The 15,486-nt window shown below is 70.4% G+C and carries 17 protein-coding genes and 2 tRNA genes; 4 read left to right on the top strand and 15 right to left on the bottom strand.

The genetic code is table 11. The features are described from left to right. Positions 1–527 precede the first annotated feature (527 nt). Positions 528–1,229 (bottom strand): pirin family protein, encoded by a 702-nt coding sequence (locus AB3X07_RS12540; protein ID WP_369938936.1) that lies wholly within the window; start codon positions 1,227–1,229, stop codon positions 528–530. A gap of 159 nt (positions 1,230–1,388) precedes the next feature. On the opposite strand from AB3X07_RS12540, the gene AB3X07_RS12535 reads away from it, so the two are divergent. Together AB3X07_RS12535 and AB3X07_RS12530 are read left to right on the top strand one after the other, a co-directional pair. Continuing rightward, on the top strand, positions 1,389–2,315 hold the full coding sequence (locus AB3X07_RS12535) for a LysR substrate-binding domain-containing protein (protein ID WP_369938935.1): 927 nt from the start codon (positions 1,389–1,391) through the stop codon (positions 2,313–2,315). A 106-nt stretch (positions 2,316–2,421) separates the two neighbouring features. After that, positions 2,422–3,411: a DedA family protein/thiosulfate sulfurtransferase GlpE gene (locus AB3X07_RS12530; protein ID WP_369938934.1), complete on the top strand. Its 990-nt coding sequence runs from the start codon at positions 2,422–2,424 to the stop codon at positions 3,409–3,411. A 169-nt stretch (positions 3,412–3,580) separates the two neighbouring features. Here the strand turns inward: AB3X07_RS12530 and AB3X07_RS12525 are convergent. From AB3X07_RS12525 to AB3X07_RS12485, 9 genes are all read right to left on the bottom strand, one after another. Further along, positions 3,581–3,657, bottom strand: a tRNA-Arg gene (locus AB3X07_RS12525). Positions 3,658–3,828: 171 nt separating this feature from the next. Further along, positions 3,829–3,905: transfer RNA gene (locus AB3X07_RS12520), tRNA-Arg, on the bottom strand. A gap of 63 nt (positions 3,906–3,968) precedes the next feature. Beyond that, complete coding sequence (locus tag AB3X07_RS12515) at positions 3,969–4,817, bottom strand: alpha/beta fold hydrolase (protein ID WP_369938933.1); 849 nt, start codon at positions 4,815–4,817, stop codon at positions 3,969–3,971. Continuing rightward, positions 4,814–5,623, bottom strand: coding sequence for a bifunctional hydroxymethylpyrimidine kinase/phosphomethylpyrimidine kinase (gene thiD, locus AB3X07_RS12510; protein ID WP_369938932.1), 810 nt, complete (start codon positions 5,621–5,623; stop codon positions 4,814–4,816). Before thiD ends, AB3X07_RS12515 begins: the two co-directional genes overlap by 4 nt. A gap of 43 nt (positions 5,624–5,666) precedes the next feature. After that, the gene (locus tag AB3X07_RS12505; protein WP_369938931.1) at positions 5,667–6,335 is read right to left on the bottom strand and encodes a YoaK family protein; all 669 of its coding nucleotides are present in this window, start codon (positions 6,333–6,335) and stop codon (positions 5,667–5,669) included. Between the two features lie 69 nt (positions 6,336–6,404). Next, positions 6,405–6,896 (bottom strand): hypothetical protein, encoded by a 492-nt coding sequence (locus AB3X07_RS12500; RefSeq protein WP_369938930.1) that lies wholly within the window; start codon positions 6,894–6,896, stop codon positions 6,405–6,407. Then, on the bottom strand, positions 6,893–8,293 hold the full coding sequence (locus tag AB3X07_RS12495) for a PhoH family protein (protein ID WP_369938929.1): 1,401 nt from the start codon (positions 8,291–8,293) through the stop codon (positions 6,893–6,895). The genes AB3X07_RS12500 and AB3X07_RS12495 overlap by 4 nt, the downstream gene beginning before the upstream one ends. Positions 8,294–8,377: 84 nt before the next feature. Beyond that, entirely contained in the window at positions 8,378–8,857 is a 480-nt protein-coding gene (locus AB3X07_RS12490; protein ID WP_369938928.1) for a peroxiredoxin, read from the bottom strand. 61 nt (positions 8,858–8,918) lie between these two features. After that, the gene (locus tag AB3X07_RS12485) at positions 8,919–9,494 is read right to left on the bottom strand and encodes a glycine cleavage system protein R (protein WP_087943489.1); all 576 of its coding nucleotides are present in this window, start codon (positions 9,492–9,494) and stop codon (positions 8,919–8,921) included. A gap of 146 nt (positions 9,495–9,640) precedes the next feature. Between AB3X07_RS12485 and dapA the strand changes: the two genes are divergently transcribed. Together dapA and AB3X07_RS12475 are read left to right on the top strand one after the other, a co-directional pair. Next, positions 9,641–10,549, top strand: a complete 909-nt coding sequence (gene dapA, locus AB3X07_RS12480) for a 4-hydroxy-tetrahydrodipicolinate synthase (protein WP_369938927.1) — start codon at positions 9,641–9,643, stop codon at positions 10,547–10,549. A gap of 18 nt (positions 10,550–10,567) precedes the next feature. Further along, positions 10,568–11,098, top strand: a complete 531-nt coding sequence (locus tag AB3X07_RS12475; protein ID WP_369938926.1) for a hypothetical protein — start codon at positions 10,568–10,570, stop codon at positions 11,096–11,098. Positions 11,099–11,351: 253 nt separating this feature from the next. Here the strand turns inward: AB3X07_RS12475 and fdxA are convergent, their stop codons facing one another. The 5 genes from fdxA to AB3X07_RS12450 form a co-directional block, all read right to left on the bottom strand. After that, a complete protein-coding gene (gene fdxA, locus AB3X07_RS12470; RefSeq protein WP_369938925.1) occupies positions 11,352–11,675 on the bottom strand; it encodes a ferredoxin FdxA in 324 nt (107 codons plus the stop codon). Between the two features lie 131 nt (positions 11,676–11,806). After that, a complete protein-coding gene (locus AB3X07_RS12465) occupies positions 11,807–12,706 on the bottom strand; it encodes a 2-dehydro-3-deoxygalactonokinase (RefSeq protein WP_369938924.1) in 900 nt (299 codons plus the stop codon). Beyond that, positions 12,703–13,626, bottom strand: coding sequence for an SMP-30/gluconolactonase/LRE family protein (locus AB3X07_RS12460; RefSeq protein WP_369938923.1), 924 nt, complete (start codon positions 13,624–13,626; stop codon positions 12,703–12,705). The genes AB3X07_RS12465 and AB3X07_RS12460 overlap by 4 nt, the downstream gene beginning before the upstream one ends. A gap of 4 nt (positions 13,627–13,630) precedes the next feature. Continuing rightward, positions 13,631–14,782 carry a galactonate dehydratase gene (dgoD, locus tag AB3X07_RS12455; protein ID WP_369938922.1) on the bottom strand — a complete coding sequence of 384 codons (1,152 nt, stop codon included), beginning with the start codon at positions 14,780–14,782 and terminating at the stop codon, positions 13,631–13,633. Beyond that, positions 14,779–15,399 (bottom strand): 2-dehydro-3-deoxy-6-phosphogalactonate aldolase, encoded by a 621-nt coding sequence (locus tag AB3X07_RS12450; protein ID WP_369938921.1) that lies wholly within the window; start codon positions 15,397–15,399, stop codon positions 14,779–14,781. Before AB3X07_RS12450 ends, dgoD begins: the two co-directional genes overlap by 4 nt. Positions 15,400–15,486 lie beyond the last annotated feature (87 nt).

The raw sequence follows: 15,486 nt of genomic DNA, 5'->3' as shown, positions 1-15,486 counted from the left end.
AGGTGCCCATGGACGACGTCCAGAGAGTGGGGCGATATGCGCGTGTTCTATCTGCCTGAGGTGGTGGGCGCGGTGGCGTACTGAGGTGTGGCTGCGCCCATGGCGCCATCGGAGGCGGCGGAGTCCATCAGGCCGAAGTGGGGTGCAGCGGTCTGTAGCCGGTCGTCCGCAAGGCGCGGCAGCCAACGCGTCTTGTGCAGGCGCGACGATGGCGCGTGTGTCGGGATCATCTCCGCTTCGGCGGCCCGGCGCCGACTAGCGGCGGGCTGATTCCCTTCGGGCGATCGGCCAATGCGATCCATGCCGCGAAACGGGCCGTTTCCCGCAATCTGGCCTCGGCTGGTACAGGCCCGCAGATGTCACACGCAACGCGGTCCCTCGCTGCATGCGACATGGCGTCGAATGAGATCGCGTGGAAGAGCGCTCGCCGCGCGATGCGGCGGACCTGCGAACAAGCCTCGCCCAAACGAACGAGCCCGCCATCCTGGCGGGCTCTGCAGTGCGCATGTCCTTGCGTGATGCGGAACTTAGCGCGGCAGGTCGAACAGCAGGAATTCCGTGTCCTGCGCATCGGCGAAGCGCAACTGCGCCTCGTCCACCGCCTGCGCCGCGTCGCCGGCCTGCAGCGTCTGGCCATTGACCGTCAGCGTGCCGCGGATGACCTGCACGTAGGCGCCGCGCCCGGCGGCCAGGGGGTAGTCGATGCGCTCCTCGCCATCCAGGATCGCCGCATAGATGCGCGCATCCTGGTGGATCTTCACCGCGCCGTCCTCGCCCTGCGGGGCGGCGATCAGGCGCAACTGGCCGCGCTTGCTCTCAGGCGCAAAGTGCTTTTCCTCGTAGCCGGGTTCGATCCCGGCGCGTTCGGGCAGCAACCAGATCTGCAGGAAGTGCACCGGCTCGCTGGCGGAGTGGTTGAACTCGCTATGGGTCACTCCGGAGCCGGCGCTCATGCGCTGCACGTCGCCGTAGCGCAGCACCGAACCGTTGCCCATGCTGTCCTTGTGCTCCAGCGCGCCGTCGACCACATAGGACAGGATCTCCATGTCGCGGTGCGCGTGGGTGCCGAAGCCCTGGCCCGGCGTCACGCGATCCTCGTTGATCACCCGCAGCGGCCCGAAGCCCATGTAGCGCGGGTCGTGGTAGTGACCGAAGGAGAAGGTGTGGCGCGAGGACAGCCAGCCGTGCTCGGCGCGGCCGCGGGTGGTGCTGGGGCGGATCTGCAGCATGAGAAGCTCCTGTAGTGGCGAGATGTGCAACTGGATCGAAAGCAGGGCGGCGGAGATATCTGCTGTATTTCGCGGACGCCTTGCAGTGAGGACAAGTATCCAGACTGGCCGCGGGTTTGAAAAACGGATAGATTCGGGATCTATCATCGAAAAATTCGAATGCTCAAGATCAGCCTCGACGCCTTGCAGATCCTCGACGCCATCGACCGCCGGGGCTCGTTCTCGGCCGCGGGTAAGGCGCTGTACAAAGTGCCCTCTACCATTTCCTACACCGTGGCCAAGCTGGAGGAGGACCTGGGCGTGCAGCTGTTCACGCGGCTCGGGCCGAAGGTGGCGCTGACCGCGGCCGGGGCGGAGTTGCTGCGCGAGGGCCGGCATCTGCTGCGCGCGGCCAGCGATCTGGAGCTGCGCGTGCGCCGCGTCGCCTCCGGTTGGGAGACCGAATTCGCGCTGGGCCTGGACTCGGTGTTCGCGCCGGACTGCCTGGCCGAGGACATGGCGGCCTTCTACGCGGTGGCCGACCAGACCCGATTGCGGATCGTGCAGGAATCGCTGTCCGGCACCTGGGAGGCGTTGCTGGACCGGCGCGTCGATTTGCTGATCGGTGCGGCCGGGGAGGGCCCCAGCGGCGGCGGTTATGTCGCCGAGCCGTTCGGCACGCTGCCGTTCGTGTTCGTGGTCGCGCCCACGCATCCGCTGGCGCAGGCCGCCGAGCCGCTCGGCCGCAGCCAGTTGGCCGAACACCGCGCGGTCGCGGTCGCCGATTCGGCGCGGCGGTTGTTGCCGCGCACGGTGGGGTTGTTGTTCGGGCAGGACGCGCTGACCGTGCCGGACATGCCCAGCAAGTACCGGCTGCAACTGGCCGGGCTCGGCTTCGGTTTCCTGCCCGAGCCCTATGCGCGGGCGGCGCTGGCGCGTGGTGCGCTGGTGCGCAAGCAGGTCGAGGAACCGAAGCCGGACGAGGTGTTCCAGTTGGCCTGGCGCAGCGGCGAGGAGGGCGCGGCGCTGGCCTGGTGGCGCACGCGCATGCGCAAGCCCGGGGTGTTCGAGGCGTGGCTGGCGCGGCTGCAGGCGCGATTGGACTGAGCGTGGGCGGGTCTGTTCCGCCGGTGGTGCGTCGCCGCGCGCGCCCGGCGGCGATGGCGGGAGGATAATGGCGCATCCCTTTTCTCCCCCAGGCGCAGGCACGGCCATGCAGGATCTGATCGCGCGTTACGGCCTGGGCCTGGTCTTCGTCAACGTGCTGGCCCTGTCGCTGGGGTTGCCGGTGCCGGCGTTGCCGACGCTGATCCTGGTCGGCGCGACCTATGCGCTGCTCGATGGCGCCGCGATGTGGGGCGCGTTGCTGGCGGCGTTGTCGGTGTCGATGCTGGCCAGCCTGCTCGGCGATCTGGTCTGGTTCGGCGCCGGGCGCCGCTACGGCAACCGCACCTTGCAGTCGCTGTGCCGCCTGTCGCTGTCGCGCGACACCTGCATGAAGCAGACCGAGCGCTTCTACGCGCGCTGGGGCGTACGTGTGCTGACGGTGGCCAAGTTCGTGCCCGGCCTGTCGATGGTGTCGGTGCCGATGGCCGGGGCGATGCGCGTGCGTCCGGGCGCGTTCCTGCGCTACGACGCGCTCGGTGCGGCGCTGTGGGCCGGTGGCGGCTTGCTGCTCGGCCTGCTGTTCGCCGACCAGGTGCAGGACGTGCTGGATTGGTTGAGCCTGCTCGGCACGCGCGCGGTGCTGCTGCTGGCCGGCCTGCTGGCGCTGTACGTGGGCTATCGCGCCTGGCGCCGGCATGCGCTGCTGAAGTCGATGGAGACGTTGCGCATCGACGTGGACGAACTGTACGCGCTGATGCAGGGCGAGGCCGTGCCGGTGGTGTTGGACATCCGCGCGCCGGGCTATCGCGCGCTCGAGCCGTATGCGATTCCCGGTGCGCTGGAAGTGGACGATCGACGCCTGGACGCGATCCTCGCGGTGCTGCCGCGCGGGCGCAAGATCGTCATCTACTGCGCCTGCCCGAACGAGGTCTCGGCCGCGGTGCTGGCCACGCGGCTGCGCCAGCACGACTACGCCGACGTACTGCCGCTGCGCGGCGGCCTGGAGGCGTGGCGCGCGGCCGGCTACGAGGTGGTGGAGGTGGGCGAGGGCGAGGCGGGGGTCTCGCCGCCAGCGGAGCGCCAGATCGCCGCGTGAGGCGGTGGGTGCAGCGCACGATCGTGCGCGCGATGCGATGTGTCGGTGGGCGTGAGGCTCTGTCGTTTTGAGTGGCTGGCTGCGATTGCGTGCGGCGGGCGGGTGCGCCGTGCCGCCATCGCGCAGGCAAAAAAAACGACAAGCGCTGGCTTGTCGTTTTTCATCTGACTGGTGCGCCCGGAGAGATTCGAACTCCCGACCGCCTGGTTCGTAGCCAGGTACTCTATCCAACTGAGCTACGGGCGCGTCGTCAGGCGCGGGATTATTCACGACTTGCGGCGATTCGTCTACACCTGCGTGTCGTCCGCATGACGCCAGCGGCGCGCGTGCGCTGCCGCGTCCTGTCTCGATGCGATCGCGGCGCAGCGGCAAGGCAAAAAAAAACGACAAGCGATGGCTTGTCGTTTTTCATCTGACTGGTGCGCCCGGAGAGATTCGAACTCCCGACCGCCTGGTTCGTAGCCAGGTACTCTATCCAACTGAGCTACGGGCGCGTCGTCAGGAGCGGAATTATGTCCGAGTCGCTCTGGCCCGTCAATGCCCTCCGCGGAGAAAATTCAGTGTTCGGCGCCGAGCAGTGCCTGCACGACCGCCGCCGGCTGCTTCATCCAGGCGAAGTGATCGGCCGCGGTGCCCAACTGCGCCGCATCCAGCACATGCAGCTGCGACGGTGAGGCGAGCTTGCGCAGCAAGGCGCGCAGCGACGCTTCCGGCGCCATCCAGTCGTCCCGCAGCAGCACGCCGCGCGCCGGCACCTGCAGTTGCGCCAGCAGCGCTTCCAGGTCCACGGCCAGGCCGGCCGCCGCATAGCGATTGCTCAGGCCCACGCGCGCCCAGTCGGCGATCAGCGAGCGCGCTTCGGTGCTGCCGAAGCCGAGCCGGCGTCCATGCAGTACGCCCTGACGCTGCGCGAGCCAGGCCAGGAAGCGGTATGCCAGCGGCAGCAGGTAGCGGCGCGGCGGGGCGAAGCAGCGCCAGTACGGGGTGCCGCTGGCGACCAGCCACAGCTGTGCGGCGGCTTGCGGATGCAGCGCGGCGTAGCAGCAGGCCAACTGCCCGCCGAGGCTGTGGCCGCCCAGGGTCAGCGGCAGCGCGGTGTGCCGCGCGAGCGCCACGTGGCTGGCCGGCAGGTCTTCGCACAGCAACTGCCGATAGCCCCAGTCGCTGGCGCGCGAGGGCCGCAGCGTGCTGCTGCCGTTGCCGCGCCACTCGTGCACGAACACCGCCACGTCGCGTGCCGCCAGCGCCTCGGCGAACGGCAGGTAGTGCCGCGCGGCGACGCCGAGCGCGGGCAGCCACAGCAGTGCCCGCCGCGGCGCGGCAGGCATGCGCACGAGCACGTTCCAGCGATGGCCGTCGCCGGCGCTGGCTGGCAGCACCTCGTGCGGCGGTGGGGGCGCGCTCATGCGCTGCGTGCGGCGCCGATGTGATCGAGAACCACGATGTCGCTGCGGCCGGGGCGGTAGCCGCCCTGCAGTGCGCGGGCGACATAGTCGATCGCCGCCTCGCAGGCCGCCGGCAACGCCAGGCCCTGGCACAGCTGTGCGGCGATCGCCGCGGCCAGGGTGCAACCGGTGCCGTGCGCCTGCAGCGGCAGCCGCGCGTGGCGGAACTCGCTGCGGCTGACGCCATCGTCGTAGCGGTCGATCACCCGTGCGCCTTCGGCGAGGTGGCCGCCCTTGAGCAGCACCGCCTGCGCGCCGGCCGCGAGCAGCGCGGCGGTGGCGTGTTCGGCGTCGTCGGCGTTCTCGATGCTGCGTCCCAGCAGCAGTTGCGCCTCGGGCGCGTTCGGCGTGACCAGCGTCGCCAGCGGCAGCAGGCGCTGGCGCAGCGCATCCAGCGCGTCGTCCTCGAGCAGCTTGGCGCCGCTGGTGGCGACCATCACCGGGTCCAGCACCACGAACGGCGGCCGGTATTCTTCCAGCGCATCGGCGACCAGGTGGATCACCGCGGCATTGGCGAGCATGCCGAGCTTGACCGCGGCGATGTCGAAATCGGCGAAGCAGGCGTCGAGTTGCGCGCGCAGGAACGGCAGCGGCGGTACGTGCACGGCCTCGACCCCGCGGGTGTGCTGCGCGGTCAGCGCGGCCACGGCCGCTAGGCCATGCACGCGGTGCGCGGCGAAGGTCTTCAGATCGGCCTGGATGCCGGCGCCGCCGCCCGAATCGGTGCCGGCGATGCTCAGTGCGGAGACGACGGTGGGTGCGCTCATGCGCCGATTGTGCAGCGCCGGTCGCGGCTTGGCGACCGCGCGTTCAGCGCTCGCGGCGCCGGTAGTGCGCCTGCAGTCCGTAGACGCTGCCGACCACCCCGGTCAGCAGCGCCGGCGCCAGCAGCGCATCGAAGCCGACCTGGCGATAGGCCAGCGCGCCGAGCACGCCGCCGGAGAGGAAACCGCCGATGATCAGCAGGGTCAGGCGGATGCGCCGGCGCGGCAGCGGCAGGCCGCGCAGCGCCTGGCCCAGGCCGATGCCCAGGTCGGTGAACATGCCGGTCAGGTGGGTGGTGCGCACCACCGCGCCGCTGTAGGTGGTGGTCATCGCGTTCTGCAGGCCGCAGGCGGTGGCGGCGAGCAGGGCGCCGAGGATCTGCTGTTGCTTGAACGCCTGCATCGCCGCCAGCAGCAGCAATGCTTCCAGGGCAAGCGCCACGCCGTAGCGACGGCCCAGGCGCAGGCGGCTGTCCTGGATCACGATGCCGCTGAGCACCGCGCCGCCGAGGAAGGCCAGTACCACGCCGACCAGGTTGCCGATCGTGCGCAGGTCGCCCGCCGCCAGCGCCGCGCCGAGCAGGGTGGTGGTGCCGGTCAGGTGGGTCACGGCCTGGTGCTCGAAGCCGAGATAGCCGACCACGTTGACCATGCCGGCGACGCAGGCCAGCGCGCCGGCGAACGCCCAGGCCCAGCGCGGCAATTCGAAGTTCATGCGCCGGCGCCGTGCCCGCGCGCGGTGCGCGACGGACGGAACGAAGGCGGGCGGCGCATGCGCGGTGGCCTACTTGGCGCCGTTGCTGGCGATCTCGGAGAAGGCGCCGCTGGCCGGATCGAACACCGCGCCCCAGAAGCCGCTGCCGCCGCCGCACACGCGCACCGCATCGACGCTGGGATCCAGGTCGCTGTCGTCGTGCGGCTTGAACGCGTTGACGTAGATCGCCTGCTTGCCGTTGTAGAGGATGCCGACGTACTGGCGGTCGTAGCTGGCCGGATCGGGGATGGTCGGTTGCAGTTGTGCCAGCCGGGTCTCCAGTTGCGCGATCTGCTCCACGGTCGGCACCCAGTAGCCGCTCACCGCGCCGTCGTGGCGCGCCGGGCTGTCGCGCGAACAGGTGTCGAGCACCTGCGCGGCGGTGCTGTTGCGGGTGACGATCCACGACTGTCCGGCCTTGATCGCGGTCGGCACGCTGACCGGCCCGCGCGTGGTGGTGCACGCGCCGAGCAGGGCCAACGCCAGGGCCACGCCGGCCAGGCGCGCGCCGGCGGCGTTCACAGCACCTCCGAGGCGTAGTCGGCCAGGCGCGAGCGCTCGCCGCGGCGCAGGGTGATGTGCGCGCTGTGCGGCCAGGCCTTGAAGCGGTCCACCGCGTAGGTCAGGCCGGAGGTGGTTTCGGTGAGGTAGGGCGTGTCGATCTGTTCGACGTTGCCCAGGCACACGATCTTGGTACCGGGACCGGCGCGGGTGATCAGGGTCTTCATCTGCTTGGGCGTCAGGTTCTGCGCTTCGTCCAGGATCAGGTAGCGCGACAGGAAGGTGCGCCCGCGCATGAAGTTCATCGAGCGGATCTTGATCCGGCTGGCGAGCAGGTCGTTGGTCGCCGCGCGGCCCCAGGCGCCGCCGTCCTGGTTGTGGGTCAGCACTTCCAGGTTGTCGGTCAGCGCGCCCATCCACGGCGTCATCTTCTCTTCCTCGGTGCCGGGCAGGAAGCCGATGTCCTCGCCGACGCTGACCGTGGCGCGGGTCATGATGATCTCGCGGTAGCGCTGCTGGTCCATGGTCTGCGCCAGGCCCGCGGCCAGCGCCAGCAGGGTCTTGCCGGTGCCGGCGGTGCCGAGCAGGGTGACGAAGTCGATCTCCGGGTCCATCAGCGCGTTGAGCGCGAAGTTCTGCTCGCGGTTGCGCGCGGCGATGCCCCACACCGCGTGCTGGCCGCTGCGGAAATCGTCGACCAGCGCCAGCGTCGCCTTGCGCTCGGCGTTGACCTTGACCACGCGCAGTTCCACTTCGTCCTCGCCGGGCAGGTACAGGTACTGGTTCGGATACCAGTCCTCGTCGTTGGCCAGCGCGATCTCGTAGCAGGTGCGGCCCTTGTCGCTCCAACTGCGCAGGTCCTGGTTGTGCTTCTGCCAGAAATCCTCCGGCAGCTCGATCGCGCCGGTGTAGAGCAGGCTGAAATCGTCCAGCGCGCGGTCGTTCTCGTAGTCCTCGGCGACCAGGCCGCTGATCGCCGCCTTGATCCGCAGGTTGATGTCCTTGGACACCAGGATCACCGGCGTTTCCGGGCCCTCCTCGCGCAGCGCCAGCACCGACGCCAGGATCTTGTTGTCCGGCGCCACGGTACCGAAACTGCGTCCGGGCTCGACCGGACGGGTCTGGAAGTACAGCCGGCCGATGCTGCCGCTGCTCTTGAGCTGGATCCCCTGCGGATGGCTGAGCGGGATGCCCGACTCGATCTGCTCGGCGCCGGCGCCCTCGATCAGTTCATTGAGGAAGCGGCTGACCTGGCGCGCGTTGCGGCTGACTTCGGACATGCCCTTCTTGGCGTTGTCCAGCTCCTCGATCACCTGCATCGGCAGGAACACGTCGTGCTCCTCGAACTTGAACAGCGCGGTCGGGTCGTGCATCAGCACGTTGGTATCCAGCACGTAGATGCGCTTGCCTCGGGTCATCGTGGATTCCTGGAAATGGAGCAGGGAAAGACCATCACCGCCTGCACGGGGCAGGGGGATGCGGCGTGCGGGAAACGCGAATGATCACTGCTGGGCGGCGGCCTGCAGTGCGTCGAACACGGCCTGGGCGTGGCCGGGAACCTTGACCTTGCGCCAGCTGCGCAGCAGCCGGCCCGAGGGCGAGATCAGGAAGGTGCTGCGCTCGATGCCGAGCACCTGGCGGCCGTACATGTTCTTTTCCTTGATCACGTCGAAGGCGCGGCACAGGGCCTCGTCGGCGTCGCTGACCAGCGGGAAGCGGAAGCCCTGCTTGGCGCAGAACGTGTCGTGCGACTTCACCGAGTCGCGCGAGACCCCGAGCACGGCGGCGTTGGCCTGCTTGAACTGCGGCAACAAGGCGTTGAAGTCGATGCCCTCGGTGGTGCAGCCGGGGGTGCTGTCCTTGGGGTAGAAATACAGCACCAGCCAGCGGCCGGCGTAATCGCCGAGCGTGGCGCTGGCGCCGCCGGACAGCGCCAGCGGCAAGGCCAGCGTGGTGCGGTCCAGGGTGTCGCCGTCCTTCATCGGGTGTCCTCCGCGTGCATCGCCATCATCGGCGTTGGCGTGCGTCGATGTCCAGCATGGCTCAGAACTTCATCGGGTCCATGATCGCGTCCAGGTTGAGGTGGTCGCAGAACTCGAGGAAGTCGTCGCGCAACGCGGCGATGTGCATGTTCGCCGGCACCCCGATCGTCACCTGCGCCGAGAACATCTCCGCGCCGGTCTGCATGGCGCGGTAGCGCGTGCTCTGCAGGTTCTCGATGGTGATGCCCTGGCGATCGAAGAAATCCGCCAACTGGAACAGGATGCCCGGCTTGTCGGCGGCGATGACCTCGACGATATAGGGCAGCAGGTTGGACTGCGCCTGCTTGGCGCCGGTGCGGTACCACACCAGCTTCATGCCTTCCTCGCGGTCCAGGCGGGTCAGCATGGCTTCCAGCTTGGCCACCGAATCCCACGAGCCGGTGGCCAGCGCGGTCACCGACACGTCGCGGCCGACCGTGGCCAGGCGCGCATCGACCAGATTGCAGCCGCTGTCGGCGATGCGGCGCGTCACCGGCAGCAGCGGCGACTCCGGATGCGTCGTGTAGGCGTTGATCAGGAGGTGGTTTTCGGTCGGCGCGGGCCGGGGCGTGGTGTCTGTCAAAGGGGCTTCCGGCATTGCGTAAGGCTGAACGGCGTCCGGGCGGTCGCCCGGTGCAGTGCGCAGCATACTTGCCCGCGCTTTCGGGCCGCAAGTAACATGCGGGACGAATCCCATCCGTGCAGGCCGCACGCGGCCCTCACTTCCAGCGAGCACCCGGCATCTTGTCCCTCTTCGGCATCATCACCGCTCTGGCCACGCCCTTCCAGGGCGACGGCGACCTCGACCTCGACGCCTGGCAACGGCTGCTCAAACGGCAGCTGGATGGCGGCGTGCAGGGCGTGGTGGTGGCCGGATCGACCGGTGAGGCGGCCACGCTGCTGGACGAGGAGTACGACCGCATCCTGCGCGAGGCGGTGCAGGCGATCGGCGGGCGCGTGCCGGTGCTGGCCGGGACCGGCCTGTCCGGCACCGCCAAGACCGTGGCGCTGACCCGCCGCGCCGCCGCCAACGGTGCGCAGTACGCGCTGGTGGTGACCCCGCCGTACGTGCGTCCGACCCAGGCCGGGCTGCTTGCGCACTATCTGCAGGTGGCCGAGCAGGGCGGCCTGCCGGTGGTGCTGTACAACGTGCCCGGGCGCACCGGCTGCGACCTGGTGCCGGAGACGGTGGCGCAGTTGGCGCAGCATCCCAACATCGTCGGCATCAAGGACGCCAGCAGCGACCCGCAGCGCATCGCCGCGCTGGCGGCCTTGCGCAGCGAGCGGTTCGCCGTGCTCAGCGGCGACGACGGCAGCGCCGCGCAGGCCATGCTGGCCGGCTACGACGGGCTGATCTCGGTCGCCTCCAATGCCTTGCCCGCCGCCTACCGGCGCCTGTGCGACCTGGCGCGCGCGCAGCGCGCCGAGCCGGCGCAGGCCTGGGACGCACGGCTGCAGCCGTTCCACGCCTTCTGCGGCGTCGAGTCCAACCCGATTCCGGTCAAGGCGCTGCTGCAGCGCGCCGGCATCGGCCAGGGCCTGCGGCTGCCGCTGCTGCCGCTGTCCGCGGCGCACCAGGCCACGGCCGACCGTCTCGCCGCCGACGCCGCGGCGTTGGAAGAACTATCCAGCCGCGAAACGCTCGCGGCCTGACCTCAGGAGATTGAATCGATGCGTGCTTCCGTTCCCTACGTCCGCGTGCTGTCGGCCGCCGTGCTGGCGACCACCATGGTCGCGGCCACCAGCGGCTGCAGCTGGTTCCACAAGGGCAAGCCGCGTGGCGACTATGCGACGGCGCCCGAAATGCGTCCGCTGGAAGTGCCGCCGGACCTGACCGCGCCGGATACCTCGGCGGCGATGAAGGTGCCGGCGCTGGCCTCGACCGCGCAGCGCCCGGGCGCCGCGGCTGGCCAGGCGGCTCCGGCGGCGTCCAGTAGCGGCTTCGTGGTGCCGGGCGCGCGTGACCAGGTGTTCGGCCAGGTCGGCGATGCGCTGGGCGGCATCGAGGGCGTCACCATCGCCAGCCGCGCGCAGGTGCTGGGCTCCTACGACGTGGCCTACGAAGGCAGCAACTTCCTGATCCGCGTGGTCGCGGTGGATGCCGGTGTCTACGTGTCGGCGGTCGACCCGCGGGGCATGCCGGCCAACGGCGAAGCGCCGGTCAAGCTGATCGCGGCGCTGAAGGCCAAGCTCGGCCATTGAGCCGGCGCGGGTGGCCGGCGTGGGTGCCGGCCGCCAGGGCGACAGACACGAAACGGGCGCCTCGCGGCGCCCGTTTTGCTTTTCGGTAACAGCGGGATTGTCAGAGGTTTGCCGCGTTGCGCTCGATGCGACCATTCCTGGAGTTTTTTGTAGGAGCGGCTTCAGCCGCGACCGCTTTACCGATGGAGCCTGTCGCGGCTGAAGCCGCTCCTACAACAGCCGCTGGCCGCCGAGGGCCGAAGGCGCGCGCCCGTTACTTCTGCAGCAGCGGCAGCTTGTTCGGCTTGCCGTCCCAGTCGGCGGCGTCGGGCAGCGGCTCCTGACGCGTGGTCAGCACCGGCCAGGCCTTGGCCAGTTCCGCGTTGAGCGCGACGAAGCCTTCCTGGCCGGCCGGCACGTCGTCCTCGGGATAGATGGCGTTGGCCGGGCATTCCGGCTCGCACAGGGTGCAGTCGATGCATTCGTCCGGATCGATCACCAGGAAGTTCGGGCCGGCGTGGAAGCAATCCACGGGGCACACTTCCACGCAGTCGGTGTATTTGCACTTGATGCAGTTTTCGGTGACGACGAAAGGCATGGTTCGATCCGGCGATTAACCGGGCAATTCTAAAGCAGTCGGCGCCGCTGCGTGGAGACGGCGTGGTTCGGTGGAGCGACGGACCGGCGCGCGGCTATGGCGGCGCCGGGCGTCGGCCGCCACCCACCCGCTCAGTCGGCGATGCCGCCGCGCTGCCGCGCCAGGCGGTACAGGCCGCGCGCGGCGAGGTCTTCCGGGTGGGCCTGGGCCCGGCTGCCCAGCGCGTGCAGCGCATGCGCGTAGCGGTCCAGCAGGCCGCTGCCACCGATCAGGTGCACCTGCGGCGCCAGTGGCAGGCGCGCGCGCAGTTCGTGGCCGATCAGCAGGCCGGACAGGTAGGACGGCGCCGCGGCCGCGCTCAGGCGCTCGAACAGGCCCAGGCTGCGCACGCCGAACAGGTGGTGCAGCAGCCCGCCGGGTTCGCCGCTGCGCTGCAGGCCGGCGTCGAAGCCGGCGCTGTCGAAGTGCGCGTCGTCGGCCTCCATCAGCCGCGCCAGCAGGCTGTGCTGGCGCAGCAGCGCGTACAACTCGCCGGTCATCATCGTCGCCAGGGCGGCGATGCGGCCGTGTTGCAGATCGACCCATTTGCTGTGGGTGCCGGGCAGGCACACGCTGTGGCGGCCGACGCCCTGCGCCTCCTGCGCGAGGACGTCGAGCAGCCCGATCAGTTGGGTCTCCTCGCCGCGCATCACGTCCGGGACCGCCTCGGCGCTGCTGGCCACGCCGGGCACGAACCACAGCGTGCGCCCGGGCAGGGCGGGGTCCTGCAGCGGCTGCATCGCCGCGGCCAGCGCCGCGGCGTCGGCCGGGCAGGGCACGTACGGCAGTTCGATCCAGCCGTTGCGGCTGCCGATCATGCCGCACAGCACGACGTCGCCCGGCCAGCCGTCGATCAACGCCGCCAGGGTGGCGGCGAAACGGCCCTGGCTGGCACCGATGCCCTGGTCGCTGCGGCGTTGCGCGAGCACGCGGCCGTCGGCCGCCAGGCGGTAGCCGCGCAGGCTGCTGGTGCCCCAATCGATGGCGATCATGCGCTGGCGATGCGTCCTTCCGGCAGGCCGGCGATGCCGACCGCCGCGACGAACAGGCCGCCGGCCTGCGGGGTGCGCGCCAGCTCGTCGTCGGCATGGTCGATGCGCGAGGTGCTCAGGTACAGCGTGCGGCCGTCGGCGCCGCCCAGCGCGGGGCAGGTGGGATGCTTGACCGGCAGCGCGACGCGGCGCTCGATACTGCCGTCGGGCCGGTAGCGGACCACGCGCCAGGCGCGCCATTGCGCGTTCCACAGGTGGCCTTCGGCATCGACGATGGCGCCGTCGGGTTCGGCGCCGGGATGGTCGAGCTCGGCGAACACGCGGCTGTTGCTGGTCTGCGCAGCGATCGGGTCGTAGTCGCAGCACAGGATCTGCGGACGCACCGAGTCGCAGTAGTACAGGGTGCGGCCGTCGGCGCTGAAGCAGATCGCGTTGGGAATGGCCACGCCCGGCAGCGGCAGGCGGCGCAGGCCGTGGCGCGTGGACCACTGGTAGAAGCTGCCGACCGGCGCCTGGTCGGCGCGCTCGCTCATGGTGCCGAACACGAAGTTGCCGTGGCGGTCGGCGCGGCCGTCGTTGCTGCGGGTGTCGTCGCGCTCGGGTTCCAGGTCGGCCAGCTTGTGCAGCGGCAGTTCGCCGGCCTGGTCGGGGCTGGCGTCGGGATCGGCGGCGTACACGCCCTTGGCCAGCGCCAGCAGCAGGCGGCCGTCGTCGTACAGGCCCAGGCAGCCGGGGCGGTCGGGCAGGGCCCAGTGGCGGGTGGCGCCGCTGGCCGGATCGTGCCGCCACAGCTGGCGCCCGTCGATGTCGACCCAGAACAGCACCTGCCGACGTTCGCACCAGACCACGCCTTCGCCGTGGGTGCAGCGGCTGTCCAAGGCGAGCGTGGCGGTGTGCGCCGGCGCTGGCGTCGCGCTCATCGGCTCACCATTCGGCGATGCTGCCGTCGGCGTGGCGCCAGACGGGGTTGTGCCAGTCGGGTGGGTTCTGGTGGGCATGGCGCAGGCGCTCCTCGTCGATTTCCACGCCCAGGCCGGGCTTGGGCAGGGCGGCAATGCTACCGCTGTCGTCGCAGGCGAAGTCGTCCTTGTTGATCACGTAGTCGAGCAGGTCGGCGCCTTCGTTGTAGTGGATGCCGATGCTCTGTTCCTGCAGCACCGCGTTGTGCGAGACGAAATCCACCTGCAGGCAGGCGGCCAGCGCGACCGGGCCGAGCGGGCAGTGCGGCGCCAGGCCCACGTCGTAGGCGTCGGCCATGCTGGCGATCTTCAGGCATTCGGTGATGCCGCCGGCGTGCGACAGGTCCGGCTGCAGCAGCGACAGGCCGCCGGCCTGCAGCACCGGCTTGAAATCGAAGCGCGAGAACATGCGTTCGCCGGCGGCCAGCGGGATCGGCGTGGACGCGGCCAGGCGCGGGTAGTACTCGGCCAGTTCCGGCAGCACCGGTTCCTCGACGAACAGCGGCTTGAACGGCTCCAGTTCGCGCAGCAGCACGCGTGCCATCGGCGCGGCGACGCGGCCGTGGAAGTCGATGCCGAAGTCGATGCTGGTGCCGAACGCCTCGCGGATCTGCGCGACCTTGGCCAGCGCCGCGTCCACCGCGCGCGGCCCGTCGATCAGCTTCATCTCCTCGGTGCCGTTGAACTTGAAGGTGTCGAAGCCCAGCTCGCGGTAGCCCTGGATCTGCGCGATGGTCGCCGCCGGGCGGTCGCCGCCGACCCAGCGGTAGGTCTTCATGCGGTCGCGCACCAGGCCGCCGAGCAGTTCGTACACCGGCACGCCCAGGGTCTTGCCCTTGATGTCCCACAGCGCCTGGTCGATGCCGGCGATGGCGCTCATCAGGATCGGCCCGCCGCGGTAGAAGCCGCTGCGGTACAGCAGCTGCCACAGGTCGTTGATCCGCGCCGGGTCCTTGCCGATCAGGTAGCCGCCGAGTTCGTGCACCGCGGCGTCGACGCTGCGCGCGCGGCCTTCGATGACCGGTTCGCCCCAGCCGGTGATGCCCTCGTCGGTCTCGATCTTCAGGAACAGCCAGCGCGGCGCGGCGTGGTAGGTGGTGAGGCGGACGATCTTCATGCGTGGTCCAGATAGGCTTGGCGGAAGGCGGCGGCCTGCGCCCGGGTCTGTGCGAGCGCCTGGCCGGGCCGGTACAGCTCGCCGCCGATGCCGGCGCCGAGCGCGCCAGCCGCCAGATAGCTGCCCAGAGTGTCGGTGCTGACGCCGCCGACCACGAACAGCGGCACCGTCGCCGGCAGCACCGCGCGCAGCGCGCGCAGGTGGCCGGGGCCGTAGGTGGCGGCGGGGAACAGCTTGAGCATCTGCGCGCCGGCGTCGAGCGCGTCGAACGCTTCGGTGGCGGTGGCGAAGCCGGCCACCACCTGCAGGCCGCGCGCGACCGCGTGGCGGATCACCGGCGGCCGCGTGTTGGGGGTGACGATGAAGCGCGCGCCGAGGTCGGCGAGGGTGTCGACCTCGGCGATCGTCAGCACCGTGCCGCCGCCGATCCAGCAGCGCTGGCCGAAGGCCTGCGCGGCGGCGCCGATGCTGGTTTCCCAGCGCGGCGAGTTGAGCGGGATCTCGATCGCGTCGTAGCCGGCCTCGGCCAGCGCGCCGACGTGCGCCAGCACCTCGTCGGGGGCGATGCCGCGCAGGATCGCGATCAGGGGAAGCTGGAACGGGGACAGGGCGGACATCGGCTTACCTGGCAGCGGGCAACGGAAGGCGTCCACCACGATGTCGCCCGCGCGCGGTGGGACGCGGTGCCGGGCGGCCGTCCCGTT

This window comes from Xanthomonas sp. DAR 35659, from assembly GCF_041242975.1.
GTDB classification, from domain to species: domain Bacteria; phylum Pseudomonadota; class Gammaproteobacteria; order Xanthomonadales; family Xanthomonadaceae; genus Xanthomonas_A; species Xanthomonas_A medicagonis.
Note: the sequence above shows the minus strand (reverse complement) of the source record. Positions and strands in the feature narration are given on the sequence as shown.

Excerpts from the sequence above, each read along its gene's own strand:
- AB3X07_RS12540 (WP_369938936.1), bottom strand. The coding sequence starts at position 1,229 with ATGCTGCAGATCCGCCCCAGCACCACCCGCGGCCGCGCCGAGCACGGC.
- AB3X07_RS12535 (WP_369938935.1), top strand. The coding sequence starts at position 1,389 with ATGCTCAAGATCAGCCTCGACGCCTTGCAGATCCTCGACGCCATCGAC.
- AB3X07_RS12530 (WP_369938934.1), top strand. The coding sequence starts at position 2,422 with ATGCAGGATCTGATCGCGCGTTACGGCCTGGGCCTGGTCTTCGTCAAC.
- AB3X07_RS12515 (WP_369938933.1), bottom strand. The coding sequence starts at position 4,817 with ATGAGCGCGCCCCCACCGCCGCACGAGGTGCTGCCAGCCAGCGCCGGC.
- thiD (WP_369938932.1), bottom strand. The coding sequence starts at position 5,623 with ATGAGCGCACCCACCGTCGTCTCCGCACTGAGCATCGCCGGCACCGAT.
- AB3X07_RS12505 (WP_369938931.1), bottom strand. The coding sequence starts at position 6,335 with ATGAACTTCGAATTGCCGCGCTGGGCCTGGGCGTTCGCCGGCGCGCTG.
- AB3X07_RS12495 (WP_369938929.1), bottom strand. The coding sequence starts at position 8,293 with ATGACCCGAGGCAAGCGCATCTACGTGCTGGATACCAACGTGCTGATG.
- AB3X07_RS12490 (WP_369938928.1), bottom strand. The coding sequence starts at position 8,857 with ATGAAGGACGGCGACACCCTGGACCGCACCACGCTGGCCTTGCCGCTG.
- AB3X07_RS12485 (WP_087943489.1), bottom strand. The coding sequence starts at position 9,494 with ATGCCGGAAGCCCCTTTGACAGACACCACGCCCCGGCCCGCGCCGACC.
- AB3X07_RS12475 (WP_369938926.1), top strand. The coding sequence starts at position 10,568 with ATGCGTGCTTCCGTTCCCTACGTCCGCGTGCTGTCGGCCGCCGTGCTG.
- fdxA (WP_369938925.1), bottom strand. The coding sequence starts at position 11,675 with ATGCCTTTCGTCGTCACCGAAAACTGCATCAAGTGCAAATACACCGAC.
- AB3X07_RS12465 (WP_369938924.1), bottom strand. The coding sequence starts at position 12,706 with ATGATCGCCATCGATTGGGGCACCAGCAGCCTGCGCGGCTACCGCCTG.
- AB3X07_RS12460 (WP_369938923.1), bottom strand. The coding sequence starts at position 13,626 with ATGAGCGCGACGCCAGCGCCGGCGCACACCGCCACGCTCGCCTTGGAC.
- dgoD (WP_369938922.1), bottom strand. The coding sequence starts at position 14,782 with ATGAAGATCGTCCGCCTCACCACCTACCACGCCGCGCCGCGCTGGCTG.
- AB3X07_RS12450 (WP_369938921.1), bottom strand. The coding sequence starts at position 15,399 with ATGTCCGCCCTGTCCCCGTTCCAGCTTCCCCTGATCGCGATCCTGCGC.